Source organism: Cohnella silvisoli (genome assembly GCF_021190915.1).
GTDB classification, from domain to species: Bacteria; Bacillota; Bacilli; order Paenibacillales; family Paenibacillaceae; genus Cohnella; species Cohnella silvisoli.
This window is the reverse complement of the sequence record NZ_JAIOAP010000007.1, coordinates 85,410-103,906: the sequence shown is the minus strand read 5'-3', so window position 1 is coordinate 103,906 and position 18,497 is coordinate 85,410. Positions and strand designations below refer to the sequence as shown.

The window sequence follows — 18,497 nt, the reverse complement described above, 5'->3', positions numbered from 1 at the left end:
AACATACAACAAACTGCATGCTATCGGACGAATTTTAGCGCAGGGACCGAAGGGAATCCCTTAAGACGATAGGAGAGAATTGAATGAATGGCGAAATGAATGGAAAACCGACACAGGGTATGCGCATGCAGACGATGCTTGCGCATTACGGCGAAGAAACATTCCATGGCGCGGTAGTGCCCCCTGTTTTTATGAATTCACTGTTCACCGCCCGATCTTACGATGAAATGAAAGGACCGGGGAACCCGTTCAGGTATTCCAGGATCAGCAATCCGACGACGGACGCGTTGGAGAAGAAGCTGGCTGCGCTCGATAACGGGGAAGCGGCCAAAGTGTTCGCATCCGGCATGGCCGCGATTTCAACCGCGTTGTTTCATTATTTAAGGCAGGGAGACCATGTCGTATGTAGTTATCCAATCTATGGCGGCACGTACGCGATTTTGTCGCAATGGATGGATCGATATGGGATCTCTTGCGATTTCGTCGACTTCCGAAATCCGGATAACATTCGCAAGGCGGTCAAGCCAAACACTAAGCTGCTGCTCACGGAAGGTTATTCCACGATGTTCATGGACGTATTCGATATACGAGCTGTTATTGCCGTAGCCAGGGAGTTTGGGCTGAAATCGATCATCGATAACACCTGCGCGACGCCGTCAACGTTGAAGCCGCTCGATTGGGGATTCGATACGGTCATGCATTCGTTATCCAAGTATTTATCAGGTCATAGCGACGTGATCGGAGGAGCGATCATTTCGGACAGCGAGACGATCTGTAAGCTGACCGAAATCGAGGTGTCGTTAATCGGCGCATCGCTTGCTCCTTTCGAATCTTGGCTCGTGAACCGGGGGCTCCGAACGTTCGGCATACGCATGAAGCAGCATGGGCAATCGGCATTGCAGGTTGCGCAGCTATTGGCCAATCATCCCAAAGTAACGAGAGTCAATTTCCCTTTTCTGCCGGATCATGAACAGCATGCCCTTGCCGTCTCACAAATGTCCGCACCGACCGGATTGCTCAGCTTCGAATTGCATGGAGGAGAGCTGTCGGTTCAGCGGTTTGTCGATGCGTTGCGTATTTTCAAAATCGGCGTCAGTTGGGGCGGCTTCGAAAGCTTGGTTTACGCGACGGCGATCGGGTGGCAGCACGAACAAGTTCGCGGGACGGAATACGAGGCCAGAGTCGAGGGACTAGTCAGGCTGTCCGTCGGGTTGGAGGATACGGAGGATTTGCTCGAGGACTTGGAGCATGCGTTGAATGAAGCATAAAATTCCGAATGAAGGATGCGTGCGGGAAATGGGAGCAAATCATATGTCGCCATATATCGAAAGAATGCACAACCCTCCGAACGAAGCGAAAGGTTTCACGCGTTGGTGGTGGTACGGCGCGGCGGTTACGAAAGAGGAAGTTCGCCGCGAGTTGGCCTATATGAAAGAAGCGGGTTTAGGCGGCGTTGAGCTGCAAATTACGTATCCGTTGCAAGCGGATTCGGAGGAGCAAGGCATCCGTAATCGTTTCTATTATTCGCCTGAATTTTTTGAGATGCTGGATTACACGCTGCTTACGGCAGAGGAAATGGGACTTTTCGTCGACTTGACGCTCTGCTCTGGCTGGCCTTTCGGGGGACCGTTCGTTCCGTACGATATGGCACCCGAGATTCTCATTCCGTATCAAATCGATGTCATGGGACCTAGTGAATATAGTCAAGATTTTACGACGATACTGCCGGGGACGCCGTGCAAAATCGTGATGGGTCAATTCGAGAATGGCGTTCTGCTTGCAGATACGCTCAAGGATATTACGCATCTGCTGGAAGAAACATCGCTGCATGGCTGGCCATGGGGCCATGGACTTAATCGGGTAAGTATCCCGGAAGGCCACTGGAAAATATATGTGTTTATTACGAATCTATATAAGCAGCAGGTCGGGATCCCGGCGCCAGGCATGGAAGGGTACGCCATCGACCATTGCCGGAAGGACGTTTCCGACTTTTATTTCGCCAATTTTGGCGATCCCTTAGTCGAGCGGATTGGCGAAGGGCGCATTCGTTCGTTTTTCTGCGATTCGATCGAGCTTGGCGGCAACAACTGGACTTCGATTTTGCCGGAACAATTCCTGCTGCGCAGAGGTTATGATTTAACGCCGTATATGCCGGCTTTGTGGGGGGATATCGGCGAGCTGACGGCGGATATTCGCTATGACTATTACAAAACGTTCTCGGAATTAACGGTGGAAAACTTCTTCCGCAACTTTACCGATTGGTGCCACTCAAGAGGGGCGAAGTCCAGAATCCAGGCGCATGGTACTTGGGGCGATATTTTGCAGGCTTATGCGGCCGCGGACTTCCCGGAAGGGGAAACGTTCGGCCCGAATGACAAATATGAAGTGAATACCGTCCATCGTAGATTAGCTTCATCCGCAGGTCATGTGTACGGACGCAACGTTATTACGAACGAAACGTTCACCTGGCTGCGCGTGCCGCGGTTTATCGAGACGCTGGAGATGATGAAAGCGGCGGTCGACGCCGTATTTCTCGACGGCATGAACCAAATCGTGAACCATGGCTATTCGTATTCGCCGGAATCGGCAGGTAAGCCGGGATGGGCGTTCTATGCGTCTTCGTTTATCTCCCATAACAATACGTGGTGGGAATATTATGCGCTGCTCTCTTCCTACATTCATACCGTTTCGGCTTTTCTGCAAGTCGGCGATAGCTATTCGGAAGTCGCGATTTACTTGCCGCAGGCCGATGTTTGGTCGTCTATGCCGATGGCAGAACTGCACATGGCGATGAAGCTGGAAGAGCATATCGGCAAAAGTTTGGTGAACCGCGTGCATAAATCGGGTTACGGTTTTGATTTCCTCAATGATGAAGCCATTACTTCGTTGTCCCGCATGACGGGGGAAGGATTGGAGATCGGCGCGAACCGGTACAAGGTGATGATTTTGCCGCATGTCAACCGCCTGCCGCTGGAAACGGCGTTAAAGCTGCTTGACTATGTGCAAGCCGGAGGTATCCTCATTGCCGTTACGGATCGGCCTCGCCATGTGCCGGGTTATCTCGGGAGAGAGGCGAATAATCGAAGCCTGGGGTTAATCATGGATGACTTGTTCGCGGGGGAAACCGGCAGTTGGAAAAACGTCGGCGACGGGAAGACGATCACTGTCGGGGACGAGGTCGAATTGGTTACTCGTTTGCGGGAAGCAGAGGCGCCGGATGTGCAGATCGAATCGCTCGAATCGAAAGCTGAAGATTCGGCCGCGCAGTCGATCGGGTATGTGCATCGGATTCAGGAAGACGTACACATCTACTTCCTGTCGAACGTAAGCAACCAAGCGCACAATGCACGCATCCGGTTCAAATACGGAACGAAGGCCGCGGCCGTTCTGGATCCGATGACACGCGAGACGATTCGCCGCATCCGGCTAGCGAACGACAGTGCGAGCATGGAACTGGCGTTCGAGCCGTATCAGTCGGTCATCGTCGTATTTGACGAAGCGCTTGAAGAAGATGCAGGCGTGCTGGATACCGGCGCGTTACCGGTCCTTGGGCAAGCTACTCGACATATCGATATTACGGAAAGCTGGAAACTGCGAATTCCTGAGGTGAAATTCGAGCAGCACCTGACGTCCTTGCAGACGTGGGAACAGTTCGAGGAAACGAAATATTACTGCGGCAGCGCATACTATGAGAAGAACGTAGACATTCCCGCGCTTCAGCCCGGGGAACGAATTTGGCTGAACCTCGAAGGCGTCCATGAAGTGGCGGAAGTGTTCGTCAATGGCCGCAGCGCGGGTGCGCTGTGGAAAGCACCGAGGCGTCTGGATCTAACCGATTGGCTGAACGAAGGGGATAATGCGCTAAGCATTAAAGTCGTGAACGTGTGGATCAATCATTTTCTCTCTCCGGAATTGCAGAAGCCGCAGCCGGAAGGGCCGTTAACGGAGCAGTGGCCGTATTTTACGGAAAAAATCAAACAAATTCGCGACAGACGGCTGCATACCCAGAAGGAAAGAGAGCAGGTTAAGGCGCCGCTGCCTGCCGGTCTATCCGGGAAAGCGATGCTTAGTATTCATAATTTGCTTCGGTTAATATAAAAAAAGAAGAACCCTCGAAACAGAAACAATCGGGGGTTCTTTGTGTTATTTTGTCGTTTCTAACCATTAGGCATAGGTTTAAGAGGGGGGCTAATGACATTAGCGGAATGAAATAGGGAATATCCCGTTATTTCATATAAATGAACATGGATGACGTTCTTCGCGTGTTAAAAGCAAAATTATGTTATAATTTAAGAAGATTATCGTTAACGATGGAATTATTATAAATGAACTGTAAAGAGTTGATTCGATTGGATATTTTGCTTCGAAAAAAGCGTAAAGCAGCCGAATTGGTTTCACTAATGAAAGAGCAGAGGGCTGTATGGAAAACCGATTCCGATATATACCACCTAAACAAAAGAAAGATTAGGGGACATTTCCCATCTGATTTTAGCCTGGAAGATATGAACATGCTGGTTCTAGAAGTTTGTACTTCACCTAGTAATGAGACGTATGTTTATTTCAAGGAAGATTTCGAGCAGGATTACTACGTTTTTGGCGACGGCGTTTATTGGATTGTCATTATTGGCGAGAATGGAATTATTGAGACTGTATTTCCCCCTAATTCTTATAGAGGATATCTGGATTCAATGAATGGATACCAATATCTCGGAACAATAAGGAGGTGCTGTACCTTGGTTAAGCAATCCGATATTTTAATTTACGGAATGGATGTGAAGGACCTCGATACGAGTGCCTTTGAGATGATGGAAATGCTTCATATAAGAAGCAAAATTCATCAATATTTTCATGAGTTATCGGATGATGAGAAGAACGAAGTCACGCGCTACGACCTGATCCTCATTTCAAACGCTCAACAGTTTTATGACAAAATGAAATCGATTTATGATTTTCAAAATCAAAACAGAGTCGATGAAGAGTGGTGGTGGCATCTCCATAAAATCGTGCAGGCTTTTCAAGAAAGAAGATTTACGATCAGTTTCGCGAAGGTCGGCGGTGACTTGTTGGTAAATACGGTTTGAAACAGTCTGAAAAAGCCTCATTTGCGAGGCTTTTTTCAGTTATTTTAGATAATGATGTTTTGTTAGTTATGCATAAATGGCAGATGTTGATAATGTCGAAAAAGTCGATTCTCCACTGTAGAGATCGACTTTTTTCCATTTTTGCTTTTAAGGTATTAAGATTTTATACTTCTATACTAATGTTTCTTGCTCAATGGATCGGAGAGCCAATTTTTCAAGCAATCGCTCATGTCTTTCCTGACTTTCTTGAATAACTGTAACTCGCCCAACTATATTGTGAAGATCCAATGATAAAGCGTCTATTTTAGCATCTGATTCATCGATACGATTGATTACTGCTGAAGTTATTAATTTGAGTTCTTTTAATTGTTCAAGGATTAAGTCCAATTTATCCAATGTAAACCCACCATTCTACGAGGAAGGAATATAATGTTCCCATTATATCAAAAGAAATAATAGATGGATAGGAACAAGAAATCCCCATATCGAATGAAGATTTCTTGTTCACTACGAATCAACGCTTCGCCTTGTAAAACTCATGGTAAAGCTTCATCAACGCCCGCTTCTCAATTCTAGACACGTAAGAACGGGAAATCCCCAGTTCCCGCGCGATTTCGCGCTGCGTCCGCTCGTCCCCGCCGCCATCAAGGCCGAACCTCCCCCGAATAACCTCTTGCTCACGATCATCCAGAATATCAAGATTACGGTATATTTTGCTTTTCTCGATTTTTAGCTGCACTTGTTCGACGACTTCGTCGGGCTCCGTGCCGAGTATATCCTGCAAAGTGATTTCGTTCCCCTCTTTGTCCGTTCCGATGGGGTCGTGAAGTGACACGTCCTTACGTGTTTTTTTCAAGGAACGCAAATGCATAAGTATCTCATTCTCAATACAACGAGCGGCGAAAGTGGCGAGCTTCGTTCCCTTGTTCGGCTGAAAGCTTTCGATAGCTTTAATGAGCCCGATCGTCCCAATGGAGATGAGATCCTCCAGGTCCTCTCCGGTATTATCGAACTTCTTGACGATATGGGCCACTAAACGCAGGTTATGCTCAATGAGCAGGTTGCGGGAAACGGGGTTACCCTCCGCCAGCCGCTGCAAATGCAACGCTTCTTCATCATCGGTTAAAGGTTGCGGGAATGCGTTGTTTTTCACGTAAGAGACCAGCAAAGATAATTGTTTCAGGAACAGGGCTATCGATGTGATAAAACCGGGCACGGGAAGGCCACCTCCGTATGTGAGTTCGACTTGCGGGAAAGAAGCATTACCATTGTATGTGGATAGTCGCCCATCCGTGCCTGTTCCAAATCTTTAAAAACTAAAATTGTCGAATGGCAATGACCATCAATGGGAAATAATGAACGCAACAGTTTGAAAATGTTATTTTCCAGGAGGTGTTGCTATGGCTGTGAAAAATGCCGGGCGCGGAACGCAGGCATACAAGCCGGTATCCATGTCATCGAAAGAGTACCAGGCATTCGCGAAGGCACGGGAACCATCCCGGTCCATATTAACGAATTGCCTTAAGGCGTTCCTGGTAGGAGGATTTATTTGCTTCATTGGCCAGGGAGTACAACAGTTTTTCATGAAGGCTTTCCATATGACTTCAAAGGATGCGGGGAATCCGACCGTTGCGGTCATGATTTTATTGTCGGTCATCTTGACCAGCTTGGGCGTCTACGACAAAATCGCTCAGTGGGCAGGCGCGGGAAGCGCAGTTCCGGTTACCGGATTCGCCAACTCCATGTGCTCAGCGGCTATTGAACATCGCAGCGAAGGATTGGTGCTTGGCGTCGGTTCGAACATGTTCAAGCTGGCGGGATCCGTTATCGTATTCGGTGTAGTGGCGGCTTTCATTGTCGGCATTATCTACTGGGTGTTCGGGATTGGGGCATGGCATGATACTACAGGGTAAACGCACATGGGTTTTCCCGAAGCCGCCTGTTATTATAGCCACCGGAACGGTCGTCGGTCCGGATGAAGGTCAAGGTCCGCTCGCTTCCGATTTCGATTTGGTTCATCCCGATCTTGAGATGGGGCAGCCGACTTGGGAAAAGTCGGAAAGATTGCTGCTGGAGCAAGCAACGGATATTGCGCTCCAGCACGCGAACATCACCAAAGATCAGCTGCATTTTTTCGTGGGCGGAGATTTGATGAATCAGATTATTAGCAACTCATTTGCCGCCCGGACTTTAGGGGCTCCTTACCTTGGGGTTTTCGGCGCATGTTCAACGTCAATGGAATCACTCGCTGTCGCTTCCCTCATCGTGGGTTCCGGGGCTGGCGAATACGTGATGGCGGGAACTTGCAGCCATAATTCCACGGCAGAGAAACAATTCCGGTACCCGACGGAATACGGATCGCAGAAGCCTCCAACCGCACAATACACGGTAACGGGAGCCGGTGCTGCGGTTGTGGGCCGCGAAGGGAAAGGGCCGATCATCACCGCCGCGACAATTGGCAAGATCATGGATCTGGGAATTAAAGATCCGTTTAATATGGGGGCGGCAATGGCCCCGGCGGCGGTCGATTCCATTCAAGGCCATCTTCAGGATACGGGAAGAGAACCCGGTTATTACGACATGATCGTTACAGGGGACTTGGCCAGCGTCGGACATCCTATCGCCAGCGAAATGCTGCAAAGAAACGGCGTGCCGATGGGACAAACGAAATTTCAAGACTGCGCTCTGATGATTTACGACGTAGAAAACCAGAAGGTACAAGCCGGAGGCAGCGGATGCGCCTGTTCGGCAGTCGTGACCTACGGCCACCTGCTCAAACGAATCCAAAGCGGAGAGCTTCGCAGAGTACTCATCGTCGCAACAGGATCACTGCATAGCCCGCTTTCCTATCAACAAGGCGAAAGCATTCCTTGCGTGGCGCATGCCGTAGCCATTGAAGCGCAGAACACTGACAATCAAGGAGGTGCTGCCAAATGATGCCTTATTTATGGGCATTCTTGGTCGGCGGCGGAATTTGCGTAATAGGCCAATTGTTATTCGATGTGGTGAAGTTGACTCCCGCACATACGATGGCATCGCTGGTCGTTGCGGGCGCGGTGTTGGATGCGATTGGCTGGTACGATCCGCTGATCGATTTCGCCGGTGCGGGGGCAACGGTACCCATTACCAGTTTCGGCAATGCGTTGGTGCATGGCGCAATAACGGAGCTGAAGAAGGATGGGTGGATCGGCGTTATTACGGGCATATTCACGGTGACAAGCGCAGGGGTATCGGCGGCGATCGTCTTTTCATTTTTAGCCTCGCTAGCCGCACGTCCGAAAGGCTGAACGGATGGCCTGAAGTGGCAACAGCCAGACCTGATTCCGGGTTTGGCTGTTTCTCTATTGTTTTTTGGAAGAAACTAAAATTTACGACGGCATCCAAATTCCGGTATAATAAGGTGGGGAATATAAAAATAACATCAAAGTAGATTCCATAGGAGGAACGGGAATGGATCATCATGCCGCGATGCAACTATTAGATCAGATCAGACGCAATATGGAATCTTGTATTTATGGTAAAAAAGATGAAATTGCTTTAATGCTCACCGCAATGCTCGCGGGAGGACATGTTCTAATCGAAGACGTACCCGGCACCGGCAAAACGCAGATGGTAAAGGCGTTAGCCCTATCCGTTGGCGGCGTATTCCATCGTATACAATGCAACCCCGATTTATTGCCTACCGATATAACCGGTGTTTCCATTTATCATCCAAAGCTGGAAGAGTTCGTATTCAGACCCGGTCCGGTTATGGCTAATTTATTGCTTGCCGATGAAATTAACCGCGCTACGACGAAGACGCAATCCGCTTTGTTGGAAGCGATGGAAGAAAGAAGAGTATCCGTAGACGGCGAAACGCACGTACTGCCTCATCCTTTCATGTTATTCGCTACCCAAAACCCTATAGAATTCGAAGGCACGTACAGCCTGCCGGAAGCGCAATTGGATCGTTTCTTGATGAAAATCAAGCTGGGTTATCCGGACGAGGCTTCCGAGAAACGTCTCGTTGTTGAGCCAGGCGCAAGCCGGGCGGCCGAATCGTTGTCCGCGGTTGCGACCGTAGATAACGTTGCCCAAATGCAGCGTCTGGCGGAAAGCATCCACTTGGAATCAACGGTGGCCGATTATTTAATCGCTTTAATTCGCGGAACCCGCCAGCATTCAAGCGTATTGCTTGGCGCAAGCCCGCGTGCGGGCGTCGCGCTCTCCTCCGCGGCTAAAGCTTATGCTTTCTTGAACCACCGCTCCTTCGTATTGCCGGACGACGTGAAAGCGATGGCTCCGTTAGTACTGGGTCATAGGCTGCACTTGCGCTCCGAAGCCCGGATGCAGGGCATTACGACCGTGCAGGTTCTCCAAGATGTTCTCCGTCTATTGCCTGTTCCCGTCGGGATGGAGCGATAATCATGTCGCGGCTCTACTTTCCACGTGCATGGTGGCTAAGCTTAATTTTATATTTGTTCGCTTTTTGCTACTTGTTATTCCAAGGCGGCAAAACCTCGCTCATGCTTTTCGTTATCCTTAACGCGCTCGGCATCTATTTGATGCTTGGACGCTGGAGCGGCATTGGCGGCGTTCAGGGCATTAGATTGACGGATATGGGAGAAGGCAGCTCAGCGCTCCTGACCGCGGGGATGAGGCTTCGGGTTAAGCTGCGCATGCAAATTCCCGGTTTATGGCCGCTTCCTTATATTATCGTAAGGGAAAAGCTAGTTCGGTCTACCGGCGGAGAATCGCAATTGTACGAAATGTCCTTCGTGCCGGATTACAAGCGCAGAGGCGAGGTTCAATTCGAGACGGCCCCACTTAGAAGGGGCAGGTATCAATTTCAAAGGACGGACTGCTCGACGAGAGATATCTTCGGATTGTTCGAGCATCGCGGATCGTTTGCCGAGCCGCTTCATATTCAGGTTTTACCCCGGACGGTGGCGCTTAAAGACTGGCGGTTGTTCCGTCGCTCGCAAAGGGGTGTTTTTCAACACACCTTCACCTCCCTCTGGGCACGGGAAACGACTCAGATCGACGGAGTCAGGGAATATATTCACGGGGACCGGTTATCGCGGATCCATTGGAATGCCACGGCCAAGACCGGTCAGTGGAAATCCAAAGAATTCGAAAGAGAAGCGCTCCCGCGCGTCGTGTTCGTACTGGATCGGAACGCGGCTTCCTACGCAGTCGCGGATCAGTTTGAGCTTGCCGTCTCTGTAGCCGCATCTTTGCTTGAATTGACGATAGCCAAAGGGATGCCGGTCGGATTTGTTTCCTCGGGTCAAACCTCTTATTGGTTCGGCGAAGGGAGAACGCCCGTCTCTCGCGATGAAGTTCTTCAGCATTTGGTGGATGTTGAAGCGGATGGCAAAGATACCTTGGGAGATTTGCTATGCCAGGTGGCGGAACGTTATGAGCCTGGCATCCATATCGTGATCATCGGCTCTTCTACGGATGAACAAACCGTAGTGGTTATGAATGCCCTCGAAAGCAAAAGAATGGTTCCAAGCGTAATACACATTGCGGACAAGCATTCTCAGGCTGACGAAGCTGCTAAACTCCGCCAGTGGCGGCTATTATGCCAGGCGAAGCAATGGGAATTTTGCTCGGTGTCCCAGTTGGATAAGCTGCCCCAAGTATTGGGGGTGGTGTCCGCATGATGAAACTGCGAATGCCCCGCGAATTTTGGCGGCGGCTTGTGCTTGAACGCTTTCATAGACTTCTTGCGCTCATTATCGTGCTTCAACTGATCCAATGTTTTACCGATTATTGGTGGGAAGAAACCTATTCCATTGTATATGGTGCGTTGGCTGTAACGGCAGTTACCGAATTGTTGTTCACTAGAAAGTTCTGGCTTCGTTTTTTAATAGAATTTCTCGCTGCGATAGCTTTGATTTTGTGGAAGATTCCGATCGTGTGGGGAGAGTGGCCGGAGAGCTGGCGCGTATGGCAAGACGTGAGACGGTTTATTTCCTTTCACGCTGAGCAGATGCATCCCTTTATCGAAATGACCGTTGGCGTTGTGCTGGCCGTTCATATATTGGCCTGGTTGGGCGCAAGGCGCGCGGGTGCGATATTCGTAGTCGTACTGTCGATTATCGTAATGGCGTCAGTCGATTCTTTCTTTCCATTGGAGTTATGGCACAATATCGCATGGATCGTAGCTGCGGGGCTTATCTGGCTGGTCATCCTCCATTTAAGGCAGCTGCAGGCAAGGCATCCGGATAGCTGGGAAGCTTTAGCGGAAAGACCGCTGGACATCGCTTTCCCCGCTGTCATTATTATTGCTCTTGTTCTGCTGGCTGGTATTTTCATGCCTCGAGCTCCTGTGTTGCTTGAAGATCCCTACACGATATGGACAGAAGCGCAAGGGCGCGAAGTACCCGCATTTGCCGGAGAGGGCGGCGTGGAGAAGAACAACCCGGTGGTTAAGCCGTCCGGCTCTTCGCTTTCGGGTTACAGCAGGGACGATCGGAAAATCGGCGGCGGATTTCAATTCGACTATTCTCCCGTTATGACGATTACAACTTCTCAGCGAAGTTACTGGCGAGGAGAGACGAAATCGATCTACACGGGCAAAGGTTGGGGAGACCGCAAAAATCCGCAATTGATTGGTTCTGCATACGGAAATAAAGCGGATCTAACGCTTCTACCCGAACGTGCGGCTGGAGTTAAGACGATTGAAGTCGTTCAAACCGTTACGGTGCTGCGCAAAGATAAAATCCCCGTACTGTTTGCTGCCGGCCCGGTCGCTTCGGTGTCCGAGCTCAAAAGCGATAATAACCCCGGTTTGAAGTGGAATCCCGAAGAATGGGAACTGCGGTGGAGCAAACCGTCTCGGGTAGAGTCGTACACAGTCGTCTCTAAAGTTGCGGTACTGGACGAAGATGCGTTGCGCAAAACCGTTACCCCAGCGGATAACAGCAACATAGATCTTGCTCCCTACTTACAGCTTCCGGATTCTTTGCCTCAGCGCGTTCGCGATTTGGCCAAGGAACAAACAAGCGGATTGACTAACGATTACGACCGCGCGAAGAAGCTGGAAAAATTTCTTAAAAATTCGTTTCCCTATACGAACAAACCGGATCTTACCCGTCAAACAAACCGGGCAACCGGAGATGTCGTAGATGCGTTCTTATTCGAAATTAAGGAAGGCTATTGCGATTATTTCTCTACGTCGTTCGTCGTTATGGCGCGTTCAATCGGTTTGCCGACCCGATGGGTCAAAGGCTACGCAACCGGTGTCGATCCGTCGACGCAGGAACGCGAACGCTTCGGCGGGGTTCCTGACATTCCGAATCCTTCGGGCGCCGGTACCTACACCGTTCGCAATGCGGACGCTCATTCGTGGGCGGAAGTTTATTTCGAAGGGTACGGGTGGGTTCCTTTCGAGCCGACCTCCGGATTTTCCGTTCCGCAGCCGTTGCCGGAAGGAGAAGTGCTGCAACCGGATACGGATCCAGCTGCAGCAACTGCTCCGGTAGAGGAAGGTACGGGAGAAAAGAACAAAAATTGGCTCGTCCCTACTGGGGCTGTCGTCGTTGTTCTAATCATTGTTTCCTTGGTTTTCGTCGGGTACAGAAGCAGGCGCGCTCAACAGTTATGGAGTCGGATTCGCAATCGAGGCAATACGCCCAACCAAAGGGTCGTCCGCGAGATGGAGAGGCTGCTTTCATTTCTTAACCGCCAAGGCTTGCGCAGGGAATCGCACGAGACCATCAGAGAAACGTTTTCGCGCTTCGGCAACAAGTTTTCTTCTTTGCGAACCGACTTTGAAGGTGCTTTGACGACATTCGAACAAGCGCGTTACGGTCACGATAACGGGAACAGTCAGCTTCTGCAGCAATTTAACGAAGCGGCGACCAAAATCCGCAAAGCTTTATAACAGACAGAGTAATAAGAGTTCTTTTTATTTGACTGTCGCACAATAATCGGGAAAGCGCGGGTCTACCGGGCTTTCCCTTTTTTTGCAGCCGCTGTCCTAAGGACAGCGAAGCCGTTTTACTTGGCCGGGTGGGGTGTGTTATATTTTGAGGAAGTATAGCCGTTAACAGACAGGAGTTTTCATTAAAGATGTTCAAGCGTTTGCTTCCCGATCAGATCGTTAATACCGTATTTGATATTGATTTGGATGAATTGAAAACCCGAGGAGTCCGGGGCATCATTACGGATCTCGACAACACCCTGGTTAGCGCCAGAACTCCGCTTGCTACGCCGGAATTGGCTGGTTGGTTGAATTTGGTCAAGGAGCAGGGTTTTCGTGTCGTTATCCTTTCCAATAACAATAAGTCCAGGGTGGCCAAATTCGCCGAGCCGCTCGGAATTTCATTCATACCTGCAGCGCGCAAGCCGGCGGGAGCCGCTTTCCGCAGGGCATTAAAGCTGATGGAACTGTCGCCTGAACAAGCGGTCGTAGTTGGGGATCAGATGCTGACCGACGTATTAGGCGGACGCCGAGCAGGGTTACATACAATCCTAGTGACACCGATCGCTCCCCGCGAGGAAGGATGGGCCACGCAAATCAATCGTCGGATTGAGAAAATCGCTTTGGCCCGTCTTCGTAAAAAAGGGCTTTGGCCGGATAAGGGAGGACGCTAACATGACGCAAGAACAACTTCAAGCTTCCCGTTGCGCAGGTTGCGGAATTCCGCTGCATAGCGAAGATCCGAAGAAGCCGGGTTTCGTGCCCGCCTCATCTTTGGATAAAGAAGAAGCCATTTGCCAGCGCTGTTTCCGGATTAAGCATTATAGTGAAGCTTCATCCGTTACCGTAGATCAAGATGAATTTTTGAAATTGCTTGGCGGGATAGCCTCTACGAACAGTCTTGTTGTCCATATCGTGGATTTGTTCGATTTTCAGGGCAGCTTAATATCGGGTCTGCAGCGTTTCGTCGGGAATAACCCGGTGCTGTTAGTCGTGAATAAGATCGATCTGCTCCCGCCCGTAACGAACTGGAATCGTCTGCGCAACTGGGTGCAGAAGCAGGCAAGCGAGGAAGGACTAAAAGTAGTAGACGTCGTTCTATGCAGCGCGCGCCGCAATATCGGCTTTGACCGTGTCGTTGAGGCTGTCAATTCGTTGCGTCAGAATAAGGACGTCTATGTGGTTGGCGCGACCAATGTAGGTAAAAGCACGCTAATCAACCGATTAATTTCCGACTACAGCGACTTGAAACGAGAGCTCACCGTATCCCGATATCCCGGGACGACGCTCGATGCGGTGCATATTCCTCTCGACGACGGGAAAAGCATCATCGATACGCCCGGCATCGTCTATTCTTGGAGGATGTCGGAAATCATTCCCCGCAAAGATTTGGCTGCCCTGCTTCCAGACAAACCGCTTAAGCCTCTCACTTACCAGTTAAACGAAAAGCAAACTTTGTTCTTCGGAGGGTTAGCGAGATTTGATTTCGTGGAGGGGGAACGTCAATCGTTCACCGCTTATTTATCAAGCGGATTGCCGGTACATCGGACGAAGCTGGAGCGGGCTGACGAGCTCTATGAACAGCATCGCGGGGTCATGTTAAGCCCTCCGAGCTTGGAAGACCTTGAGAGCATGCCGGCCTGGACCCGGCATCGCCTTAGAATACCGGCGAATTCGAAGCAGGACATTTTCATCTCGGGCATCGGATGGATTCAGACGAACGGGAAGACGGGCGCAACGGTCGACGTGCATGCTCCGCGCGGGATTAAAGTGATGCTGCGGGAAAGTATCCTGTGAGGGTCAACCACCTTGGGAGAGGAGCCAGCGCTTGATGGACAGCAATACCGTAATTTACGGGGTTATTGGCGACCCCATACGCCACTCCAAATCCCCGATCATGTTGAATCGTGCGTTTCGGGAAAAGGGAATAAACGGAGCCTATGCCGCTTTTCATGTGACTCCGGGTCAATTGGAGCAGGCTATCTCAGGCGTTCGCGGTTTGGGATTCAGGGGGTTAAACGTAACTATCCCGCACAAAATCGAAGTGATGGCGTTTCTCGACGAAATTAGCGAAGGCGCACGTGCCGCAGGCGCAGTGAATACAATCGTTAACGACAATGGCCGTCTCATCGGATATAATACGGACGGCATCGGATACGTACGTTCCTTGAAGGAAGAAGCCGAGCCGAGCTTGGCGGGCAAAACCATTATCGTATTAGGTGCCGGAGGCGCGGCGAGAGGCATATTATGGGCTCTGGCGCAGGAAAATCCGGCAGCGATTCTGCTTGCGAACCGCACGGAATCCAAAGCCGCCGAGCTCGCGTCGTCGCTTTCTCCGGATTACCGCATCTCATCTTTATCTTGGAGCGACCTTCGCGAGGCTTGCTCATCCGCGGACGTAGTCATCAACACGACGTCCGTCGGAATGTCACCGAACATCGACGCAATTCCGATAGATGCCACGTGGCTTAAACGCGGAGCGGTAGCCAGCGATTTGATCTACAACCCGCTCAAGACCGCCTTCCTAGCGCAGGCAGAGCAGCACGGCTGCCGTATCCATGGCGGATTGGGCATGTTCATCTACCAAGGCGCGTACGCCTTCGAATATTGGACCGGGCAGTCGGCCCCTGTCGATGCGATGCGTGAAGTGGTTCTGGCTTCTTTCGGGAAGTAGGCACGGTTTGATGATTTGGATTTTCACAATAGAAAGCAGGAAATAACATGTTGACAGGAAAACAAAAACGCCACCTAAGGTCGCTAGCGCATCACCTCACTCCGATATTTCAAGTCGGCAAAGGCGGCACCAACGACCATCTCATTCGCCATATCGAGGAAGCCATCGAAGTGCGCGAGCTTATCAAAGTATCCGTATTGACCAACTGCTCCGACGATCCTCGCGAAATCGGCGCGGAATTGGCGGAGAAATCCGGCTCGGAACTCGCTCAAGTCATCGGCAAAACGATCGTTCTCTACAAGGAATCAAAGGATCACAAACAGATTGTGCTTCCTCGTCGCTCATAATGGATGGAATGGCGGGATCCTATGCGTAGAATCGGTTTGCTTGGAGGAACGTTCGATCCGGTCCATATCGGTCATCTGCTGGCCGCGCAAGCCGCGCAGGAGGCTGCCAAACTCGATGAAGTCTGGTTCGTTCCGACCTTGATTCCTCCTCACAAGCCGCAGCCTGGAGCGGATAGCGGCGCCAGACGACGAATGCTTGAAGCGGCGATTGCCGGAAACCCTGCTTTTCGGGTGGAAGACATCGAATTGCGGCGCGAGGGCATCTCTTATACGATCGACACCGTGATCACCTTGCAGGAAAGCTTTCCCGAGGTGATGTTTTATTGGATCGTCGGTTCGGATATGGTGAAGGACTTGCCGAATTGGCGGAAAATCGACGAGCTTGCGGAACGGCTTGCTTTTGTAGGCTTGGAGCGACCGGATCAGCCCGGCGACGACTCCTTGCTGCCTTCCTTCATTAGACGCCGTTTGCTTAGAGCCGCAATGCCGCCTATGGGTATTTCTTCCTCCGAAATCAGACGAAGGCTCAAGGAAGGCCGTTCGGTTAGATACATGATTCCGGATGCGGTTCTTGAAATTATTCGGAAGGATGGCTTATATGAATCTTGAGTCGTTACGCGAAGCTACCCGCAAGCAAATGCCGGATAAGAGATGGAAGCATACGCTTGGGGTCGTCGAGACAGCTATTAAGTTAGCTAAACGCTTTGACGGTGATCCCGTGAAGTCGGAACTTGCGGCGCTGCTGCACGATTACTCCAAAGCTTGGGCAATCGATCGGATGGAAGCTATTATTCGCGAGCAGCGGCTATCGATGGACCTTTTGGTTTACGACAAGGAATTATGGCATGCGCATGTAGGCGCTTGGGCAGTGCAGGACGAACACGGAATAACGGACGAAGAAGTGCTGGATGCAATTCGGTATCATACTTCCGGACGGGAAAACATGACCAAGCTGGACAAAATCGTTTGTTTAGCGGATTATATAGAGCCAGGCAGAGATTACCCCGGCGTGAGTAAGATTCGCGAACTCGCTAAACATAGTGTGGAGGAAGCGTTGATCGCGGCTTTCGATTCGACGATCGAAGTGCTGATCGAAAGAGGGAAACGTATTTTTCCATTAACGGTACTTGCACGCAACGATTTGATAGGGCAATTAAAACAATCCAACAACAAAATAGCAAATGGAGGCTGAGACATGGCAGGAAACTCAGAACAATTATTGAAGGCGGTACTCGATGCGGCCGAAGAAAAAAAAGCAAATGACGTCGTAGCCTTGAACTTGCAAGGCATATCGCTGATTGCGGATTATTTCGTCATTTGTCACGGGAATTCGGACACTCAGGTGCTGTCGATCGCGACTGAAATCCGCAAGCGCGCAGAGATAAGCGGCAAAAGGGTTCGTTTGGAAGGCATGGATACGGCACGTTGGGTGCTTGTAGATATGGGTGACGTCGTCGCGCACGTATTCCATCGCGATGAGCGGGAGTATTATCATTTGGAGCGTCTGTGGTCCGATGCGAAGGCAGTTGAAACCGTATGAACCTAACGGCCGGAACCTTGCAACAACTGTGGGTTCGCAGGGAGGTTTCTCCTCATGGCTGGTTTCTCGGTTATGGAGCGGATGAAGGGCCGGAAGTTCTGTTACCGTACGGAGAAGCAGCCGGAGACAGACCGCAAGTCGGTACGGAAATCGAAGCGTTTCTCTTTCACGACGACAAGGAGCGATTAACGGCTACCTTGCGTAAACCATTGCTCGTGTTAGGTGACATGGCTAAGCTTAAGGTCGCGGATTTCCATCCCCACTTCGGATTTTTCCTTGAGATGGGAATCGGACGTCAATTGCTGTTGCCGTTAAAACAATTTCCTGTCGAGCGCAGGAACGTATGGCCGCAAACGGGCGATGAGCTGTTCGTCGTCATGAAACACGACAAAGAAGGGCGTATGCTCGCCCGTCTTGCCAAGATCGACGATTTCGCACCGCATATATTCCGGGCCCCGACTTCCTGGCTCAACGAATGGAAGGAAGGCTGGGTAACGGACGTCTATCGCGATGGCGTATTTACGTTGGTTGAGGGAGGAGTGCTCGGATTCGGCGCCCTTGGCTACATACATGAAGGTTCTATGGTTCACCCGCTGCGCATCGGGCAGAAGTTCAACGCCCGCGTGACGCAAGTAAGGGAGGACGGCCGTGTCTCGCTCAGCATCCGTGCCGCCAAGGAAACCGGCCGATTGGAAGATGCCGACCGTATTCTTGCCTTCATTAAGGAGCGTCCCGGCGGGGCAATGCCCTACTCCGATCAGACAAGCGCGGAAGATATACAGCGTCGGTTCCAACTGAGCAAATCCGCGTTTAAGAGAGCTCTTGGCAAGCTGATGAAGGAAGGGCTTGTCACGCAAAAGGGCAATTGGACGCATCTGAAAGCGGAGCAGCCGGAGTCGGACAATGAGCCCGGATCTCGATCCGAAGACCCGACTCATTAATT

Annotated in this window: 19 protein-coding genes; 17 read left to right on the top strand and 2 right to left on the bottom strand. The window is 50.8% G+C overall.

The window, feature by feature from the left end:
* Positions 1-83 precede the first annotated feature (83 nt).
* From K7P76_RS14725 to K7P76_RS14715, 3 genes are all read left to right on the top strand, one after another.
* Positions 84-1,268, top strand: a complete 1,185-nt coding sequence (locus K7P76_RS14725) for a trans-sulfuration enzyme family protein (RefSeq protein ID WP_232186065.1) — start codon at positions 84-86, stop codon at positions 1,266-1,268.
* A complete protein-coding gene (locus K7P76_RS14720) occupies positions 1,258-4,098 on the top strand; it encodes a glycosyl hydrolase (RefSeq protein ID WP_232186064.1) in 2,841 nt (946 codons plus the stop codon). The genes K7P76_RS14725 and K7P76_RS14720 overlap by 11 nt, the downstream gene beginning before the upstream one ends.
* A 251-nt stretch (positions 4,099-4,349) precedes the next feature.
* On the top strand, positions 4,350-5,081 hold the full coding sequence (locus K7P76_RS14715; RefSeq protein WP_232186063.1) for a hypothetical protein: 732 nt from the start codon (positions 4,350-4,352) through the stop codon (positions 5,079-5,081).
* A 171-nt stretch (positions 5,082-5,252) separates the two neighbouring features.
* On the opposite strand, the gene K7P76_RS14710 is transcribed toward K7P76_RS14715, so the two are convergent.
* Positions 5,253-5,477 (bottom strand): hypothetical protein, encoded by a 225-nt coding sequence (locus K7P76_RS14710; protein ID WP_232186062.1) that lies wholly within the window; start codon positions 5,475-5,477, stop codon positions 5,253-5,255.
* A gap of 118 nt (positions 5,478-5,595) precedes the next feature.
* Entirely contained in the window at positions 5,596-6,297 is a 702-nt protein-coding gene (sigK, locus tag K7P76_RS14705; RefSeq protein ID WP_232186061.1) for an RNA polymerase sporulation sigma factor SigK, read from the bottom strand.
* Positions 6,298-6,481: 184 nt separating this feature from the next.
* On the opposite strand from sigK, the gene spoVAC reads away from it, so the two are divergent.
* From spoVAC to K7P76_RS14635, 14 genes are all read left to right on the top strand, one after another.
* Positions 6,482-6,994, top strand: coding sequence for a stage V sporulation protein AC (spoVAC, locus tag K7P76_RS14700; protein WP_232186060.1), 513 nt, complete (start codon positions 6,482-6,484; stop codon positions 6,992-6,994).
* Positions 6,981-8,018, top strand: a complete 1,038-nt coding sequence (gene spoVAD / locus K7P76_RS14695; RefSeq protein WP_232186250.1) for a stage V sporulation protein AD — start codon at positions 6,981-6,983, stop codon at positions 8,016-8,018. Before spoVAC ends, spoVAD begins: the two co-directional genes overlap by 14 nt.
* Entirely contained in the window at positions 8,018-8,368 is a 351-nt protein-coding gene (gene spoVAE / locus K7P76_RS14690; protein WP_232186249.1) for a stage V sporulation protein AE, read from the top strand. The genes spoVAD and spoVAE overlap by 1 nt, the downstream gene beginning before the upstream one ends.
* 163 nt (positions 8,369-8,531) lie before the next feature.
* A complete protein-coding gene (locus tag K7P76_RS14685) occupies positions 8,532-9,485 on the top strand; it encodes an AAA family ATPase (protein ID WP_232186059.1) in 954 nt (317 codons plus the stop codon).
* A gap of 2 nt (positions 9,486-9,487) precedes the next feature.
* Positions 9,488-10,729: a DUF58 domain-containing protein gene (locus K7P76_RS14680; RefSeq protein ID WP_232186058.1), complete on the top strand. Its 1,242-nt coding sequence runs from the start codon at positions 9,488-9,490 to the stop codon at positions 10,727-10,729.
* Positions 10,726-12,954 (top strand): transglutaminase TgpA family protein, encoded by a 2,229-nt coding sequence (locus K7P76_RS14675; protein WP_232186057.1) that lies wholly within the window; start codon positions 10,726-10,728, stop codon positions 12,952-12,954. The genes K7P76_RS14680 and K7P76_RS14675 overlap by 4 nt, the downstream gene beginning before the upstream one ends.
* 188 nt (positions 12,955-13,142) lie before the next feature.
* The gene (locus K7P76_RS14670; protein ID WP_232186056.1) at positions 13,143-13,667 is read left to right on the top strand and encodes a YqeG family HAD IIIA-type phosphatase; all 525 of its coding nucleotides are present in this window, start codon (positions 13,143-13,145) and stop codon (positions 13,665-13,667) included.
* A 1-nt stretch (position 13,668) separates the two neighbouring features.
* Positions 13,669-14,790 carry a ribosome biogenesis GTPase YqeH gene (gene yqeH, locus K7P76_RS14665; protein ID WP_232186055.1) on the top strand — a complete coding sequence of 374 codons (1,122 nt, stop codon included), beginning with the start codon at positions 13,669-13,671 and terminating at the stop codon, positions 14,788-14,790.
* 34 nt (positions 14,791-14,824) lie between these two features.
* Positions 14,825-15,667 carry a shikimate dehydrogenase gene (gene aroE, locus K7P76_RS14660; RefSeq protein ID WP_232186248.1) on the top strand — a complete coding sequence of 281 codons (843 nt, stop codon included), beginning with the start codon at positions 14,825-14,827 and terminating at the stop codon, positions 15,665-15,667.
* Between the two features lie 47 nt (positions 15,668-15,714).
* Positions 15,715-16,014, top strand: a complete 300-nt coding sequence (gene yhbY / locus K7P76_RS14655) for a ribosome assembly RNA-binding protein YhbY (RefSeq protein ID WP_232186054.1) — start codon at positions 15,715-15,717, stop codon at positions 16,012-16,014.
* Between the two features lie 21 nt (positions 16,015-16,035).
* Positions 16,036-16,623, top strand: coding sequence for a nicotinate-nucleotide adenylyltransferase (locus K7P76_RS14650; RefSeq protein WP_232186053.1), 588 nt, complete (start codon positions 16,036-16,038; stop codon positions 16,621-16,623).
* Positions 16,613-17,206, top strand: a complete 594-nt coding sequence (gene yqeK, locus K7P76_RS14645; protein ID WP_232186052.1) for a bis(5'-nucleosyl)-tetraphosphatase (symmetrical) YqeK — start codon at positions 16,613-16,615, stop codon at positions 17,204-17,206. Before K7P76_RS14650 ends, yqeK begins: the two co-directional genes overlap by 11 nt.
* A 3-nt stretch (positions 17,207-17,209) precedes the next feature.
* Positions 17,210-17,554 carry a ribosome silencing factor gene (rsfS, locus tag K7P76_RS14640; RefSeq protein ID WP_232186051.1) on the top strand — a complete coding sequence of 115 codons (345 nt, stop codon included), beginning with the start codon at positions 17,210-17,212 and terminating at the stop codon, positions 17,552-17,554.
* Positions 17,551-18,495: a CvfB family protein gene (locus tag K7P76_RS14635; RefSeq protein ID WP_232186050.1), complete on the top strand. Its 945-nt coding sequence runs from the start codon at positions 17,551-17,553 to the stop codon at positions 18,493-18,495. The genes rsfS and K7P76_RS14635 overlap by 4 nt, the downstream gene beginning before the upstream one ends.
* Positions 18,496-18,497: the final 2 nt, after the last annotated feature.

Bases quoted from the DNA above. Each gene is read 5' to 3' on its own strand.
- K7P76_RS14725 (WP_232186065.1), top strand. From the start codon at position 84: ATGAATGGCGAAATGAATGGAAAACCGACACAGGGTATGCGCATGCAG.
- K7P76_RS14720 (WP_232186064.1), top strand. From the start codon at position 1,258: ATGAAGCATAAAATTCCGAATGAAGGATGCGTGCGGGAAATGGGAGCA.
- spoVAC (WP_232186060.1), top strand. From the start codon at position 6,482: ATGGCTGTGAAAAATGCCGGGCGCGGAACGCAGGCATACAAGCCGGTA.
- spoVAE (WP_232186249.1), top strand. From the start codon at position 8,018: ATGCCTTATTTATGGGCATTCTTGGTCGGCGGCGGAATTTGCGTAATA.
- K7P76_RS14685 (WP_232186059.1), top strand. From the start codon at position 8,532: ATGGATCATCATGCCGCGATGCAACTATTAGATCAGATCAGACGCAAT.
- K7P76_RS14680 (WP_232186058.1), top strand. From the start codon at position 9,488: ATGTCGCGGCTCTACTTTCCACGTGCATGGTGGCTAAGCTTAATTTTA.
- K7P76_RS14675 (WP_232186057.1), top strand. From the start codon at position 10,726: ATGATGAAACTGCGAATGCCCCGCGAATTTTGGCGGCGGCTTGTGCTT.
- K7P76_RS14670 (WP_232186056.1), top strand. From the start codon at position 13,143: ATGTTCAAGCGTTTGCTTCCCGATCAGATCGTTAATACCGTATTTGAT.
- yqeH (WP_232186055.1), top strand. From the start codon at position 13,669: ATGACGCAAGAACAACTTCAAGCTTCCCGTTGCGCAGGTTGCGGAATT.
- aroE (WP_232186248.1), top strand. From the start codon at position 14,825: ATGGACAGCAATACCGTAATTTACGGGGTTATTGGCGACCCCATACGC.
- yhbY (WP_232186054.1), top strand. From the start codon at position 15,715: ATGTTGACAGGAAAACAAAAACGCCACCTAAGGTCGCTAGCGCATCAC.
- K7P76_RS14650 (WP_232186053.1), top strand. From the start codon at position 16,036: ATGCGTAGAATCGGTTTGCTTGGAGGAACGTTCGATCCGGTCCATATC.
- yqeK (WP_232186052.1), top strand. From the start codon at position 16,613: ATGAATCTTGAGTCGTTACGCGAAGCTACCCGCAAGCAAATGCCGGAT.
- rsfS (WP_232186051.1), top strand. From the start codon at position 17,210: ATGGCAGGAAACTCAGAACAATTATTGAAGGCGGTACTCGATGCGGCC.
- K7P76_RS14635 (WP_232186050.1), top strand. From the start codon at position 17,551: ATGAACCTAACGGCCGGAACCTTGCAACAACTGTGGGTTCGCAGGGAG.